The organism is Roseateles flavus, assembly GCF_039872765.1.
GTDB lineage: Bacteria > Pseudomonadota > Gammaproteobacteria > Burkholderiales > Burkholderiaceae_C > Roseateles_B > Roseateles_B flavus.
This window is the reverse complement of record NZ_JBDPZC010000003.1, coordinates 307,188-322,221: the sequence shown is the minus strand read 5'-3', so window position 1 is coordinate 322,221 and position 15,034 is coordinate 307,188. Positions and strand designations below refer to the sequence as shown.

General features: G+C 66.9%; 12 protein-coding genes and 1 tRNA gene. All 13 read left to right on the top strand.

Features of this window, described 5'->3' with window-relative positions; all coding sequences use genetic code 11:
• The first annotated feature begins 2 nt into the window (after positions 1-2).
• The gene (locus tag ABDJ40_RS09320) at positions 3-2,333 is read left to right on the top strand and encodes a Tex family protein (RefSeq protein WP_347608971.1); all 2,331 of its coding nucleotides are present in this window, start codon (positions 3-5) and stop codon (positions 2,331-2,333) included.
• 148 nt (positions 2,334-2,481) lie between these two features.
• On the top strand, positions 2,482-4,680 hold the full coding sequence (locus ABDJ40_RS09315) for a TonB-dependent receptor plug domain-containing protein (protein ID WP_347608969.1): 2,199 nt from the start codon (positions 2,482-2,484) through the stop codon (positions 4,678-4,680).
• 37 nt (positions 4,681-4,717) lie between these two features.
• Positions 4,718-5,803 carry a patatin-like phospholipase family protein gene (locus ABDJ40_RS09310; RefSeq protein WP_347608967.1) on the top strand — a complete coding sequence of 362 codons (1,086 nt, stop codon included), beginning with the start codon at positions 4,718-4,720 and terminating at the stop codon, positions 5,801-5,803.
• Positions 5,804-5,897: 94 nt separating this feature from the next.
• The gene (locus ABDJ40_RS09305) at positions 5,898-6,440 is read left to right on the top strand and encodes a glycine zipper 2TM domain-containing protein (RefSeq protein ID WP_347608964.1); all 543 of its coding nucleotides are present in this window, start codon (positions 5,898-5,900) and stop codon (positions 6,438-6,440) included.
• A gap of 268 nt (positions 6,441-6,708) precedes the next feature.
• Positions 6,709-8,616: a threonine--tRNA ligase gene (gene thrS, locus ABDJ40_RS09300; RefSeq protein ID WP_347608962.1), complete on the top strand. Its 1,908-nt coding sequence runs from the start codon at positions 6,709-6,711 to the stop codon at positions 8,614-8,616.
• A 71-nt stretch (positions 8,617-8,687) separates the two neighbouring features.
• A complete protein-coding gene (infC, locus tag ABDJ40_RS09295; protein WP_269630523.1) occupies positions 8,688-9,233 on the top strand; it encodes a translation initiation factor IF-3 in 546 nt (181 codons plus the stop codon).
• 319 nt (positions 9,234-9,552) lie between these two features.
• Positions 9,553-9,756, top strand: coding sequence for a 50S ribosomal protein L35 (rpmI, locus tag ABDJ40_RS09290; RefSeq protein WP_183104755.1), 204 nt, complete (start codon positions 9,553-9,555; stop codon positions 9,754-9,756).
• Positions 9,757-9,780: 24 nt separating this feature from the next.
• The gene (gene rplT, locus ABDJ40_RS09285; protein WP_058934277.1) at positions 9,781-10,137 is read left to right on the top strand and encodes a 50S ribosomal protein L20; all 357 of its coding nucleotides are present in this window, start codon (positions 9,781-9,783) and stop codon (positions 10,135-10,137) included.
• Between the two features lie 131 nt (positions 10,138-10,268).
• Positions 10,269-11,312, top strand: coding sequence for a phenylalanine--tRNA ligase subunit alpha (gene pheS / locus ABDJ40_RS09280; RefSeq protein WP_347608959.1), 1,044 nt, complete (start codon positions 10,269-10,271; stop codon positions 11,310-11,312).
• Between the two features lie 62 nt (positions 11,313-11,374).
• On the top strand, positions 11,375-13,810 hold the full coding sequence (gene pheT / locus ABDJ40_RS09275) for a phenylalanine--tRNA ligase subunit beta (RefSeq protein WP_347608957.1): 2,436 nt from the start codon (positions 11,375-11,377) through the stop codon (positions 13,808-13,810).
• A 14-nt stretch (positions 13,811-13,824) separates the two neighbouring features.
• Positions 13,825-14,193: an integration host factor subunit alpha gene (locus tag ABDJ40_RS09270; protein WP_269629692.1), complete on the top strand. Its 369-nt coding sequence runs from the start codon at positions 13,825-13,827 to the stop codon at positions 14,191-14,193.
• A gap of 34 nt (positions 14,194-14,227) precedes the next feature.
• A complete protein-coding gene (locus tag ABDJ40_RS09265) occupies positions 14,228-14,704 on the top strand; it encodes a MerR family transcriptional regulator (protein WP_269629691.1) in 477 nt (158 codons plus the stop codon).
• A 29-nt stretch (positions 14,705-14,733) separates the two neighbouring features.
• Positions 14,734-14,810, top strand: a tRNA-Pro gene (locus ABDJ40_RS09260).
• Positions 14,811-15,034 lie beyond the last annotated feature (224 nt).

Genomic DNA, 15,034 nt, shown 5'->3' with positions numbered 1-15,034 from the left:
TCTTGGACAAGATCCTGCTTCAGATTGCCGCCGAGCTGAATGTGCGCCCGGCCCAGGTCAACGCGGCCGTGGAGCTGCTTGATGGCGGGGCCACCGTGCCCTTCATCGCCCGCTACCGCAAGGAAGTCACCGACGGGCTGGACGACACCCAGCTGCGCGAGCTGGAGTCCCGCCTGGGCTATCTGCGCGAGCTGGCGGACCGCCGCGCCGCGGTGCTCAAGAGCATCGAGGAGCAGGGCAAGCTCAGCCCTGAGCTGCGCGCCGCCATCGAGGCCGCGCCGACCAAGCAGGAGCTGGAAGACCTCTACCTGCCCTACAAGCAGAAGCGCCGCACCAAGGGCATGATTGCCCGCGAGGCCGGCCTCGAGCCGCTGGCCGACAAGCTCTTCGCCGATCCTTCCCTGGACCCGCAGGCCGAGGCGCAGGCCTTCCTCAACCCCGACGCCGGCTTTGCCGATGCCTACGCGGTGCTGGACGGCGTGCGGGACCTGCTCTCCGAGCGCTGGGCCGAGGACGCCGTGCTGATCGGCAAGCTGCGCGAGTGGCTGTGGGAGGAGGGCCTGTTCAAGTCGAAGCTGATGGACGGCAAGGACGAGAACAACGCCGACGTCGCCAAGTTCCGCGACTACTTCGATTACGCCGAGCCCATCAAGACCGTGCCCTCGCACCGCGCGCTGGCCGTGTTCCGCGGTCGCACGCAGGAGTTCCTCGATGCCAAGCTGGTGCTCGACGAAGAGATCCTCCCCGGCCAGCCCTCCCTGGCCGAGGGCCGCATCGCCCGCCACCTGGGCTGGAGCCATGGTAAGCGTGCGTCCGACGAGCTGATCCGCAAGACCGTGGCCTGGACCTGGAAGGTCAAGCTCTCCATGAGCCTGGAGCGCGACCTCTTCTCCCGGCTGCGCGAGGAGGCCGAGCGCGTGGCCATCAAGGTCTTCGCCGAGAACCTGCGCGACCTCCTGCTGGCCGCGCCGGCCGGCAAGCGCGTGGTGATGGGCCTGGACCCGGGCATCCGCACCGGCGTGAAGGTGGCCGTGGTGAGTGACACCGGCCGCGTGCTGGACACCTCCACCGTCTACCCCCACGAGCCGCGCAAGGACTGGGAAGGCTCCATCCACACCCTGGGCCGCCTGTGCGCGACGCACGGCGTGAACCTGATCGCCATCGGCAACGGCACGGCCTCGCGCGAGACCGACAAGCTGGCCGCCGACCTCATCAAGCGCATCCAGCAGCTGGCCCCCGGCACCCACATCGAGAAGGTCGTGGTGAGCGAGGCCGGCGCCTCGGTCTACTCGGCCTCCGAGTTCGCCTCCAAGGAATTGCCGGAGCTGGACGTGAGCCTGCGCGGTGCGGTGTCCATTGCCCGCCGCCTGCAGGATCCGCTGGCCGAGCTGGTGAAGATCGACCCCAAGAGCATCGGCGTGGGCCAGTACCAGCACGACGTCAACCAGAGCGAGCTGGCGCGCACGCTGGACGCCGTCGTCGAGGACTGCGTGAACTCCGTGGGCGTGGACCTCAACACGGCCTCGGCGCCGCTGCTGTCGCGCGTGTCGGGCCTGTCGGCCACGGTGGCGGGTTCCATCGTGCGCTGGCGTGATGCCAACGGGGCCTTCCGCAACCGTCAGCAGCTGCTGGACGTCACGGGCCTCGGGCCCAAGACCTTCGAGCAGGCGGCCGGCTTCCTGCGCATCCGCGATGGCGACAACCCGCTGGACCTCTCCGGCGTCCACCCCGAGACCTACCCGGTGGTGCAGCGCATCCTGGGCCAGGTCGGGCGCCCCATCACGGAAGTCATGGGCAAGGCCGACGTGATCCGCAGCCTGAAGCCCGAGGCCTTTGCCGACGAGCGCTTCGGCGCCATCACGGTCAAGGACATCCTGGCCGAGCTGGAGAAGCCGGGCCGCGATCCGCGCCCCGACTTCAAGGTGGCCCGCTTCAATGAGGGCGTCGAGGACATCAAGGACCTGGCCGAGGGCATGATCCTCGAGGGCACGGTCTCCAACGTGGCGCAGTTCGGCGCCTTCGTGGACCTGGGCGTGCACCAGGACGGCCTGGTGCACGTGAGCCAGCTGTCCAACAAGTTCGTCAACGACGCCCGCGAGGTCGTCAAGACGGGCGACATCGTCAAGGTCAAGGTGCTGGAGGTCGACCTGGCCCGCAAGCGCATCTCCCTGACGATGAAGCTGGACGCCGCGGCGCCACGCGGCGCAGCCAAGGCGGACAACAGCTTCCGCCCCGCCGCGCGCAACGAGCGTCCCGGCCGCGCAGCCGCGCCCGCCGCACCGGCCGGCAATGCCATGGCGGCCGCCTTCGCCAAGCTGCAGGGCAAGCGCTGACGCCAGGCGCCGGTTCCTGCAGTTCGGCGCAGGCACTGACCAGTGGCGACGCTGAAACCGCCGCTGGTCGCAGCGGTGCTGACAGCGCGCGCCGCTGCCGCTATCGTGCGCCCCAGTCCGAAGAACAGGACGCAGTTCAGGAGTTTCCGTGCGCCTTCACCCCATTGCCGCCGCTGCGGCGCTTGCCCTTGCCTCCCTGGCGACCCTGCCCGCGCTGGGCCAGGAGATGCCCCAGGGAGCCGATCCCCAGGGCCGCCCCCAGCAGGGCAACAAGCTGGAGCGGGTCGAGATCACCGCCCGCCCGCAAAGTGACACCGAGCTGCGTCGCCGCGCGCCCGTGGCCAAGCAGATCTACGGTCGCGAGGAGATGGACAAGTACGGCGACAGCAACCTCGCCGACGTCCTCAAGCGCCTGCCCGGCGTGGACATGCAGGGCGGCGGTCCCCGCATGCGCGGCCTGGGTGCGGGCTACACGCTCATTCTGATCAATGGCGATCCCGCGCCCCCGGGCTTCGACTTCACCCAGCTGAATCCGGCCCAGGTGGAGCGCATCGAGGTCACCAAGGGCCCCACCGCCGACCAGAGCGCGCAGGCCGTGGCCGGCGCCATCAACATCATCCTGAAGGAAGCCCCCAAGGTCACGCAAAAGGACCTGCGCGTGGGCTTCGGCTACAGCGCCGTGCGCCCAACGCCGGGCGCCAACTTCACCTATGGCTCGCGCCAGGGCGGCTTTGCGTATTCGCTGCCGGTGTCGCTATTCGAATGGCGCGGCCAGAACGATGCCCGCAATGCGCGCCACATGCCCGGTGCCGACGGCCTGAGCTCGGATTCGCTGCAGGACAACGAGCAGGCCTTCTGGGGCCATGGCTTCAACACCGCGCCGCGCATCAACTGGAAGATCTCCGATGAGGAGAACGCCAGCCTGCAGGCCTTCATCCAGAAGGGGTTCTGGAACAACCGCCAGACCTTCATCACCGAATCGGCCACGGCCAATGCGGTGCTGGACGACGACGCGCTGAACAAGGGCACCTGGCACAACATCCGCCTGAACTCGCAGTGGTCGCGCCGTTTCAATGACACGCAGAAGCTGGAGCTCAAGCTGGGTGGCGGGGACTCCGGCGGCACCTTCCGCAGCCAGACCTACCGCGACCACGCTGAGCGTCGCCTCACCACGGGCTCCAACGAGGACCGCAGCGTGACGCAGGCCGGCAAGTTCGGCCAGCTGATCGGTGATGCCCACAGCCTGACCCTGGGCTGGGACCTGGAATGGCGCCGCCGTGACGAGGAGCGCACCGTCGTCGAGCTGGGCCACCCGCAGCTGCCCGACTTCGACGGCCAGCCCTTCGGCGCCCGCATCCAGCGCCAGGCCCTGTTCATCCAGGACGAATGGGAGCTGTCGCCGCAGTGGTCCACCTACCTGGGTCTGCGCAACGAGCGCATCGTCACCGAGAGCCGCGGCCTGGCCGAGACCATCCGCAACAGCAGCTCGGTGCTGACGCCCCTCTGGCACCTCAACTACAAGCTGGACCCCAAGGGTCGCGACCTCATCCGCGCCAGCCTGACCCGGAGCTACAAGGCGCCCGAGCTCAACGCCATGCTGGCCCGCCCCGGCATCAGCGGCCTGTTCCCTGACGTCAGCAAGCCCAACACCGAGCTCTCGCCGGACCGCCTGGGCAACCCCCTGCTGAAGCCCGAACTGGCCACCGGCCTGGACCTGGCCTACGAGAAGTACTTCACCGGCGGCGGCATGCTGAGCATCGGCGTCTTCCACCGCGAGGTGAAGGACCTGATCCGCAACGTCGTCTCGCTGCAGTCCGTCAGCTGGGCCGGTGTGCCGCGCTGGATCTCGCAGCCCGTGAACATCTCCAAGGCCCAGAGCAGTGGCCTGGAGCTGGAGCTCAAGGGGCGTGCCGGCGAGCTGCTGCCGGCCCTGTTCGACGCCAAGCTGCCGCTGAACCTGCGCAGCGCGCTGAACATCTACCGCTCCAGGGTCGAGGCCGTCGAAGGGCCCAACAACCGCCTGGAAGGCCAGCAGCCCTGGTCCGCCAACCTGGGCTTCGACTACCGCTTCAGCAGCCTGCCGCTGACCACCGGTGCCAGCCTGGCCTACACGCCCGGCTACGCCACGCAGCAGACGGCTAGCCAGGGCGTGGAGCAGTCCCGCAGCCGCTCGCTGGACGTGTTCGCGCAGTGGGCCTTCAACCGCACGACCTCGCTGCGCATCGCGGCCAACAACTTCGTGCCGGTCGACAGCTGGAACAGCACGACGCTCAGCAGCGGCTACGGCAGCCGCAGCGATCGCCAGGGCCGGACCAACTTCAACGTCGGTCTCGAAATGAAGCTCTGATCCGCTCGGGTTTTCGTCAGCGGTTCTAATCGCGACCATGACGAAAGCATTGCAGATCTTCGCGGGCCCTCGGGCCCGCGCCCGTTTGGCGCAGCAGGGGCTGCGGCCGGAGGATGTCCAGGTCATCCCGGCGGCGGCGGGCGGTCCCAAGGGGCTGATCCTCAACCCGCTGGACCAGTACATCTTCGGCGACTGGCTGGCCGCCAGCCGCCAGGAGGTGCATCTGCTGGGCGCCTCCATCGGCGCCTGGCGCATGGCGACGGCCTGCCTGGCGCACCGGCCCGCGGAGGCCGTGCCGGAGTTCCAGCGCCTGGCCGAGGAGTACATCCACCAGCAGTACGAAAGTGCGCCGGGCAAATCCCCCACGGCGGCGGTGGTCTCGCGGGGATTCGGGCAGAAGCTGCATGAGGTCTTCGGCGGCCGGGAGGCTCAGGTGCTGAGCCACCCCCGCTGGCGTCTGCACCTCTTCACCTCGCGCGGGCAGGGCCTGCTCGCGCGCGAGCACCGCTGGCGCACGCCGGTGGGCTATGCCGCGGCCTTTGCGGCCAATGCGCTGTCGCGCCGGGCCATGGGCCGCTGGCTGGAGCGTGTGGTGTTCTCGGACCTGCGCTCGCCCCTGCCCATGGACCTGCGCGACTACCGCAGCCGCCAGGTCGGCCTGAACGCCCGCAATCTGCAGGCGGCGCTGCTGGCCAGCTGCTCGATCCCCTTCTGGCTGCAGGCGGTGCACGACATCGCCGGGGCGCCGGCTGGCGCCTACTGGGACGGTGGCATCACGGACTACCATCTGCACCTCAACTACGCCGCGATGGTGGGGGAAGGCGTTGTGCTGTACCCGCACTTCCAGCGCGAGGTGGTGCCGGGCTGGCTGGACAAGGCACTCAAGCACCGCCACCGCGCCACCGCCTTCCTGGACAACGTCGTGCTGCTGGCCCCGCACCCCGACTGGGTGCGCAGCCTGCCCAACAGCAAATTGCCCGACCGGGCCGATTTCCAGCGCTATGGGGATGACGTGGCCGCTCGCGCTGCCGCGTGGCGCCGCGCCATCGACGAAAGCCAGCGCCTGCGGGACGAATTCGCCGAGGCCTGCCGGCAGGACACGATCCAGGCGCTGCCTCTGTGAGCGTGTAACAAAGCGCATGAGCCTTCCGCGGTGATCAACCAAAGGCGGGCCTCGTGCGTTGGAGGGCTGTCCTGACTTCTCGATGGGTACGCCCATGCTGTCCTCCAAGCCCCGTTCCTGGTCTCTGGCCCTGGCGCTGTCCGCCCTGTCCGTGTTGACGCTCGCCGGCTGCGCCCATGAGCGCCGTCGCGACTGGGACGACGGCCAGGTCTACGGCGACAACCGCGGCTACGGCGCCGGACGCTACGAGGACCGCCGCTACGCCCCGCCGCCCAGCCGCTATGGCGGCGACCGGGTGCTGTACGGGACCGTCGGGCGCATCGAGGCCTACGGCCGTGGCGGCGATCGTGGCAGCTCCGGTGCGGGTGCCGTGGCGGGGGGTGTCATCGGCGGCGTCATCGGTCATGAGATGAGCGACCGCCGCGACCGCGGCGTGGGAACGGCCATCGGCGCGGTCGTGGGCGCCGTGATCGGCAATGAGATCGAGCGTGACGGCAACCGGGGCGGCGGCTCGCGCTACCGAGTCTGGGTGCGCCTGGAACGCGGAGGCGAGCAGGCCTTCGATTTCGAGCGCCTGGACGGTCTGCGCAGCGGTGACCGCGTGCGCATCGTCGACGGCCGGCTGCAGCGCTATTGAGCCTGCGCAGCCCGTTATGGCTACAATCGGGGCCTCTTTGACCAACAAGGGCTGAGAAAGGCGAGATGGTTATGACACCGCGAACTACGACCTCCACCGGAGCATAGTCGGCCGCGGCACGTCTCGTCTTTGGGCATCACTCCATCACCTCGATCCGGTGATGCCTCCCGAACAAAGCGCGGCACCAGGCCGCGCTTTTTCATTTCCGGGCTTCGTTCCAGCTGCCGTGGCGCACGAACGGCGAGGCCCTTGCGATTCGGAGCACCCCATGATTTCCATCCAACTGCCTGACGGTTCCAAGCGCGAGTTCCCGCAGGCCGTCACTGTGGCCGAGGTGGCCGCTTCCATCGGCGCCGGCCTGGCCAAGGCCGCGCTGGCCGGCAAGGTCGATGGCAAGCTGGTCGACACCAGTCACCTGATCGAGGCCGACGCCCAGCTGGCCATCGTCACCGACAAGGACGCCGATGGCCTGGAGGTCATCCGCCATTCCACGGCTCACCTGCTGGCCTATGCCGTCAAGGAGCTCTTCCCCGAGGCCCAGGTCACCATCGGCCCGGTCATCGAGAACGGCTTCTACTACGACTTCAGCTACAAGCGTCCCTTCACGCCCGAGGATCTGGCGGCCATCGAGTCCAAGATGAACGAGCTGGCGAAGAAGGACGAGAAGGTCACGCGCTCGGTGCTGCCGCGCGACGAGGCGGTGTCCTACTTCAAGAGCATCGGCGAGGCCTACAAGGCCGAGATCATCGAATCGATCCCGCAGGGCGAGGACGTGTCCCTCTACGCCGAGGGCGCCTTCACCGACCTCTGCCGCGGCCCGCACGTGCCCTCCACGGGCAAGCTCAAGCACTTCAAACTGATGAAGGTGGCCGGTGCCTATTGGCGCGGCGACCACCGCAACGAGCAGCTGCAGCGCATCTACGGCACGGCATGGGCCTCCAAGGACGACCTGCAGAAGTACCTCACCCTGCTGGAGGAAGCCGAGAAGCGCGACCACCGCCGCCTGGGCAAGGACCTGGACCTCTTCCATATCGACGAGCACGCTCCCGGCGTGGTCTTCTGGCACCCCAAGGGTTGGACGGTCTGGCAGGAGGTGGAGCAGTACATGCGCCGCGTCTACCGCGAGAACGGCTACCTGGAGGTCAAGGGCCCGCAGATCATCGACAAGTCGCTGTGGGAGAAGACGGGCCACTGGGACAAGTACCGCGAGAACATGTTCACGACGGAATCGGAGAAGCGCGACTACGCGCTCAAGCCGATGAACTGCCCCGGCCACATCCTGATCTTCAAGCAGGGCATCAAGAGCTACCGCGACCTGCCGCTGCGCTTTGGCGAGTTTGGCCAGTGCCACCGCAACGAGCCCACGGGCGGCCTGCACGGCATCATGCGCGTGCGCGGCTTCACGCAGGATGATGGCCACATCTTCTGCACGGAAGACATGATCCAGACCGAGGTCACGGCCTTCACGACCCTGCTGCAGAAGGTCTACAAGGACTTCGGCTTCACGGAAATCCTCTACAAGCTGTCCACGCGCCCCGAGCAGCGCATCGGCACGGAAGAGAGCTGGGACAAGGCTGAGGCCGCCCTGGCTGAGGGCCTGCGCGCCTCGGGCTGCGAGTTCGAGTACCTGCCGGGCGAGGGCGCCTTCTACGGCCCCAAGATCGAGTACACGCTCAAGGACGCCCTGGGCCGCCAGTGGCAGTGCGGCACCATCCAGGTCGATCCCAACATGCCCGAGCGCCTGGACGCCGAGTTTGTGGCCGAGGACGGCAGCCGCCAGCGCCCCATCATGCTGCACCGGGCCATCGTGGGCAGCCTGGAGCGATTCATCGGCATTCTCATCGAGCAGCACGCCGGCGCGCTGCCCGTCTGGCTGGCCCCGACCCAGGTCGTGGTGGCCAATATCACGGACGCCCAGGCCGATTACGTGGCTGATATCGTGAAATCGCTGCAAAAACAAGGGCTTAGGGTGGCCGCAGATTTGCGCAACGAAAAGATCACGTATAAAATCCGCGAGCATTCCTTGCAGAAGGTTCCGTACATCCTTGTCGTCGGTGACAAGGAGAAGGCAAACGGAGCCGTTGCGGTGCGCGCCCGTGGCAACCAGGACCTGGGTGTGATGTCGCTGGCCAGCTTCAGTGAGAGGCTGGCGGCGGACATCACCAACAAGGCCTGAGTGGTTGGAGTTGGGCGCGCTTTTGCTTATTGCCGGGCCCCATGCCTTGGGCTCATTGAAAGGGTGGCACCATCGCTACTTTTGCTGACCGTCGTGCGATTCCCGAGCGTAAGCATCGGCTGAACCGCGAAATCCTTGCTCCCGAGGTCCGTCTGAACGGCCCGGAGAACGAACCCATCGGTGTCGTGAGCATCCAGGAAGCCCTGCGTATGGCGGGCGACATGGATGTGGATCTCGTCGAGATCTCCGCCACTGCCAATCCGCCGGTCTGCCGGCTGATGGACTACGGCAAGTTCAAGTATCTGGAGCAGAAGCGCGCGGCCGAGGCCAAGGCCAAGCAGAAGGTCATCGAGGTCAAGGAAGTCAAGTTCCGCCCGGGCACGGACGAAGGCGACTACCAGATCAAGATGCGCAATCTGCGCCGCTTCATCGCCGAGGATGGTGACAAGGGCAAGGTGACGCTGCGCTATCGCGGTCGCGAGATCACCCACCAGGACATCGGTATGCGGCTGCTGGAGCGCATCCGTGACGAACTGGCGGATGTGGCGGTCGTCGAGCACATGCCCAAGCTGGAAGGCCGGCAGATGATCATGGTCCTCGCGCCTAAAAAGCGTTGACCCCAGGGCCCGCGGGTACGCGGGCCCACCCCCTGAAGCTTGAAAATTCGGGGGTGCATACAAAACCGGGCGTTGGCCCGGTTTTGTATGCAAGTGGCCGTCCTTGGGGCGGCCCGGCGGACGGCCTGAAAAGGCCTCGCTGGCAAAGAGCCGCCCGTGGGGCGGCATCGTTGTCGGTGGTGTGCCGGCGTTGCTTGGGCCCCGGCCCATGGTTCAGGCCCGTCGATCTGGTCGTCGACGGGCTTATTAGTCTCCCTGAGGCTGGCAAGTGTTGCGAGTCCCGCAACCGCCCCAGGGGACGCATTTAAAAGGAGCAGTCATGCCCAAAATGAAGACCAAGAGCGGCGCCAAGAAGCGTTTCCGCGTCCGTCCGGGTGGTACCGTCAAGCGCGGTCAGGCCTACAAGCGCCACATCCTGACCAAGAAGACCACGAAGAACAAGCGCCAGCTCCGCGGTGCCGTGAACGTGCATGAAACCAACATGGGTCACATCGCTGCGATGCTGCCCTATGCCGGTCTGTAATCCCACGATTTAAGGAGATACAACATGCCTCGCGTCAAACGTGGTGTTACCGCACGTGCTCGTCACAAGAAGGTCCTGGCTCTGGCCAAGGGCTTCCGTGGTCGTCGTAAGAATGTCTTCCGCATCGCCAAGCAGGCGGTGATGAAGGCAGGCCAGTACGCCTACCGTGACCGCCGTGCCAAGAAGCGCGTGTTCCGCCAGCTGTGGATTGCTCGTATCAACGCAGCAAGCCGTGGCCTGGGTCTGAGCTACAGCAAGTTCGTGGCTGGCCTGAAGAAGGCCCAGATCGACATCGACCGCAAGGTCCTGGCTGATCTGGCTGTGAACGATCCGGCTGGCTTTGCCAGCATCTTCGCCAAGGTGAAGGCCGCTCTCGCCTAAATGTCCCGATGCGGTGCAAGCCGCATCAGGGCGGCCCCGGCTGCAAGGCCGGGGTGCGCACCCCTTGAAGGCCGACACCCTGGTGTTCGGCCTTTTCTTATTGCTTTCCTGCTTACGAGTCCGCCGCTGCGATGAACGATCTCGCCCAATTGCTGCAAAGCGCCCAGGCTGAATTTGCCCAGGCCTCCACCCCTGCCGACCTGGAGAACGCCAAGGCGCGGTTCCTGGGCAAGTCCGGCCAGGTGACCGAGCTGATGAAGGGCCTGGCCGCGCTGCCGGTCGAGGAGAAGAAAACCCGCGGCGCCGAGATCAACCAGCTCAAGCAGGGCATCGAGGCGGCGCTGAACGCCCGCCGCCAGGCGCTCGCCGACGCCGAGCTCGAGAAGCAGCTCAAGGCCGAAGCCCTGGACGTCAGCCTGCCCGGCCGCCAGCGCGGCACCGGTGGCCTGCATCCCATCACGCGTGCGATGGAGCGCATCGAGGCCATCTTCGGCTCCATGGGCTTCGACGTGGCTGACGGTCCCGAGATCGAGACCGACTGGTTCAGCTTCTCCTCGCTGAACAATCCCGAGAACCATCCTGCGCGCTCCATGCAGGACACCTTCTACGTGGACATGAAGGACGAGGGCGGCCGCTGGTTCAACCTGCGCCCGCACACCAGCCCCATGCAGATCCGCTACGCGCAGGCCCATGCCAAGCGCTATGCCGGTCAGGACACCATGCCGGAAATCCGCGTGATCGCCCCGGGCCGCACCTACCGCGTGGACAGCGACGCCACGCACTCGCCCATGTTCCATCAGGTTGAAGGCCTGTGGGTCGGCGAGAACATCAGCTTCAAGGACCTGAAGTCGGTCTACCTGAACTTCATCATCGCCTTCTTCGAGACGGATGCGCTGCAGCTGCGCTTCCGTCCCAGCTACTTTCCCTTTACCGAGCCCAGCGCCGAGATCGACATCATGTTCGAGACCGGCCCGCTCAAGGGTCGCTGGCTGGAGGTTTCCGGCGCCGGCCAGGTGCATCCGCAGGTGATCCGCAACATGGGCCTGGACCCGGAACGCTACATCGGCTTCGCCTTCGGCTCCGGCATCGACCGCCTGGCCATGCTGCGCTACGGCGTCAATGACCTGCGCCTGTTCTTCGAGGGCGACCTGCGCTTCCTGAGCCAGTTCAAGTAAGCCCCGCTTGCCCTGATCGCGAGCATCGCAAGAACACCACCGAACACGCTGACGAGAATCCCATGCAATTCCCTGAGTCCTGGCTGCGGGCCTTCTGCAATCCGCCCCTGAACACCCAAGAGCTGGCTTCGCTGCTGACCATGTCCGGCATGGAAGTCGAAGAGCTGAGCCCGGCCGCGCCGCCCTTCAGCGGGATCGTGGTCGCCGAGATCCTGGAGGCCGAGCAGCACCCTAACGCTGACAAGTTGCGGGTCTGCAAGGTCAATGCCGGCCCGGCCTTCAACAACGGCGAGCCGCTGCAGATCGTCTGCGGCGCGCCCAATGCGCGCGCCGGCATCAAGGTGCCCCTGGCCACCGTGGGTGCCGAGCTGCCCCCGGGTGAGGACGGCAAGCCCTTCCTGATCAAGGTGGGCAAGCTGCGCGGCGTCGAGAGCTTCGGCATGCTGTGCTCCGCCCGCGAGCTCAAGCTCAGCGAGGACCACGGCGGCCTGCTGGAACTGCCGGCGGAGGCGCCCGTGGGCCAGAACATCCGTGAGTTCCTGAACCTGGACGACACCCTCTTCACGCTGAAGCTCACGCCCAATCTGGGCCATGGCCTCTCGGTGCTGGGCGTGGCCCGCGAGGTGGCCGCCCTGACCGGCGCGCCGCTGACCCTGCCCGCCATCACGCCGGTGAAGCCGGTGGTCGACCAGACCGTGCCCGTGCGCGTGGAAGCGCCGGATCTCTGCGGCCGCTTCGCCGGCCGGGTGGTGCGCAACGTCAACCACAAGGCCCAGACGCCGGCCTGGATGGTCCAGCGCCTGGCCCGCTGCGGCCAGCGCTCCGTCTCGGCCCTGGTGGACATCTCCAACTACGTGATGTTCGAGCTGGGCCGCCCCTCGCACATCTTCGACCTCGACAAGATCGACCGCGAGCTCATCGTGCGCTGGGCCAAGGCGGGCGAGCAGCTCAAGCTGCTGAACGGCAACACCGTCGAGCTGGACGAGAAGGTGGGCGTGATCGCCGATGCCAGCCAGGTCGAGTCCCTGGCCGGCATCATGGGCGGCGACCACACCGCCGTCTCCGACGACACCCGCAACGTCTACATCGAGGCGGCCTTCTGGTGGCCCGAGGCCGTCATGGGTCGCGGCCGCCGCTACAACTTCAGTACGGATGCCGGCCACCGTTTCGAGCGGGGGGTCGATCCCGAAAGCATTGCCGAGCACATCGAGCGCATCACCCAGCTGGTGCTGGAGATCTGCGGTGGCGAGGCTGGCCCGCTGGTGGACCAGCGCGTCAACATGCCCGCGCCGAAGCCCGTGACCCTGCGCGTGGCCCGTGCCGCCAAGGTGATCGGCATGCCCGTGACGCAGGACGAATGCGCCGGCGTGTTCCGCCGCCTGGGCCTGCCTTTCATGCAAGGTGAGGGCACCCTGACCGTCACGCCGCCGAGCTGGCGCTTCGACATCAGCATCGAGGAAGACCTGATCGAGGAAGTCATCCGCGTGCTGGGCTACGGCAAGCTGCCGGCCACGCCGCCGCTGGCGCCCGTGGTGGCAAAGACCCGCTCGGAATCGCGCCGCGGCGTGCATGCCTTGCGCCATGCCGTGGCCGCGCGCGACTACTTCGAGACCATCAACTTCAGCTTCGTGGAGGAGCGCTGGGAGCGTGAGCTCGCCGGTGAGGAGAACCCCATCCGCCTGCTCAACCCCATCACCAGCCAGCTCTCGGTGATGCGCACCAGTCTGATGGGCAGCCTGCTCAACGTGCTGCGCCACAACCTGGCCCGCAAGGCCAGCCGCGTGCGCGTGTTCGAGATCGGCCGCGTCTTCCTGCGCGACGCCTCGGTGCAGACCGGTGCCGCCAGCGTGGCCGGCATCGCCCAGCCCATGCGCCTGGGCGGCCTGGCCTTCGGCCCGGCGGACCAGCAGCAGTGGAGCCAGCGCGATCGCGCCGTGGACTTTTTCGACGTCAAGGGCGATCTGGAAGCCCTGTTCGCCCCTCGCCAGCTGCGCTTCGTGGCGGCTGGGCATCCGGCCCTGCACCCGGGCCGCAGCGCCCGTGTGGAGCTGGATGGCCAGCCCATCGGCGTGATCGGCGAGCTGCATCCCAAGTGGCGCCAGGCCTACGAGCTGCCTCAGGGCGCGGGCGCGCCGGTGCTCTTCGAGCTGGAGCTGGACGCCGTGCTGGCGCGCAGCTTGCCGGTGGGGCAGGGCGTGCCGCGCCAGCAGGCGGTGCTGCGCGACATCGCGGTGATCGTCTCGGATACCGTCACACACGAATCCTTGATGCAAACCATCGGCACGGCCGGGGATGCCCTGGTACGCTCGGCGCGTCTGTTCGATATCTTCAAGCCTGCCCAGCCCAGTGGTGAGCTGAAGGAAGGCGAACGCAGCATGGCCATCCGGCTGGAGCTGCTGGACGAAGAAGCCACGCTGACGGACGAACGCATCGAGCAGGCCGTGGCCACGGTGCTGTCGGCCCTGGGTGAAAAGCTGGGCGCGCGTCTGCGCGCCTGAGGAGGAGCTTTCGCATGAGCACGGACGAGATGAAGCCAGCGGGCGGCCCGCTGCTGCTGCCCAGCCTGGAGACGCCCACGCTGACCAAGGCCGAGCTGGCCGAACTGCTGTTCGACAAGCTGGGCCTCAACAAGCGCGAGTCCAAGGACATGGTCGAGGCTTTCTTCGACATCATCCATGGCAGCCTGGTGCAGGGGCGCGAGGTGAAGCTCTCGGGCTTCGGCAACTTCAACATCCGCCGCAAGGCACCGCGCCCCGGTCGCAATCCGCGCACCGGCGAGTCCATCCCCATCAAGGCACGCAATGTCGTGACCTTCCATGCGAGCCACAAACTCAAGGGGGTGGTGCAGGGGGATGTTCCCGGCGACGAGGACTTCGAGTAGAGTCTGACCTCCCCACCTGAAGCCCTTGATTTCAATGGACAAAGCGCTTCCCGCCATTCCCGCCAAACGCTACTTCACCATTGGTGAGGTGAGCGAGCTGTGCGGCGTGAAGCCTTATGTGCTGCGCTACTGGGAGCAGGAGTTCACGCAGCTCAAGCCCATGAAGCGGCGCGGCAACCGGCGCTATTACCAGCACCACGAGGTGCTGCTGATCCGCCGCATCCGCGATCTGCTCTATGACCAGGGCTTCACCATCAGCGGCGCCCGCAACCAGCTGGCCGATGGCCTGGCGCGTCCGGAGACGGCCGCCAGCTTCCATGATGAAGCCGTGGCTGCCGAGGCCCTGGCCCAGGAACTGCACGCCCTCGAGGCCTCGCACGTGCAGGCCATGGCCATGGCTGCCGACAAGCACGAGTCCGCCCGCCTGAGCGTCAGCGTGGAAAAACTGAGCCTGGAGCAGGTGCGAGAAGAATTATTGGCAATTCGCTCCACACTACTTGCACAACTCTAAAAAATCGTTCTATAATCTTTCTTCTTCGTCGGGGTGTAGCGCAGCCTGGTAGCGCACTTGCATGGGGTGCAAGGGGTCGCGAGTTCGAATCCCGCCACCCCGACCAAAGATAAGCACGAGCCCGGTACCGAAAGGTACCGGGCTTTTTGCTATGTGGCGCGTGCCAAGTGCATGTGGGCGTGCCATGAGCCATGAGCCATGAGCCATGAGCCATGAGCCATGAGCCATGCGCGCGGTTGCCAGCCGCGTCGTGCGCCGTGTGCGGCGCGGTCTGCATTGCAGCCACCCGTGCGCCGTGGGACCCTGTGCTGGCGAGGGGGCAAGACCTGA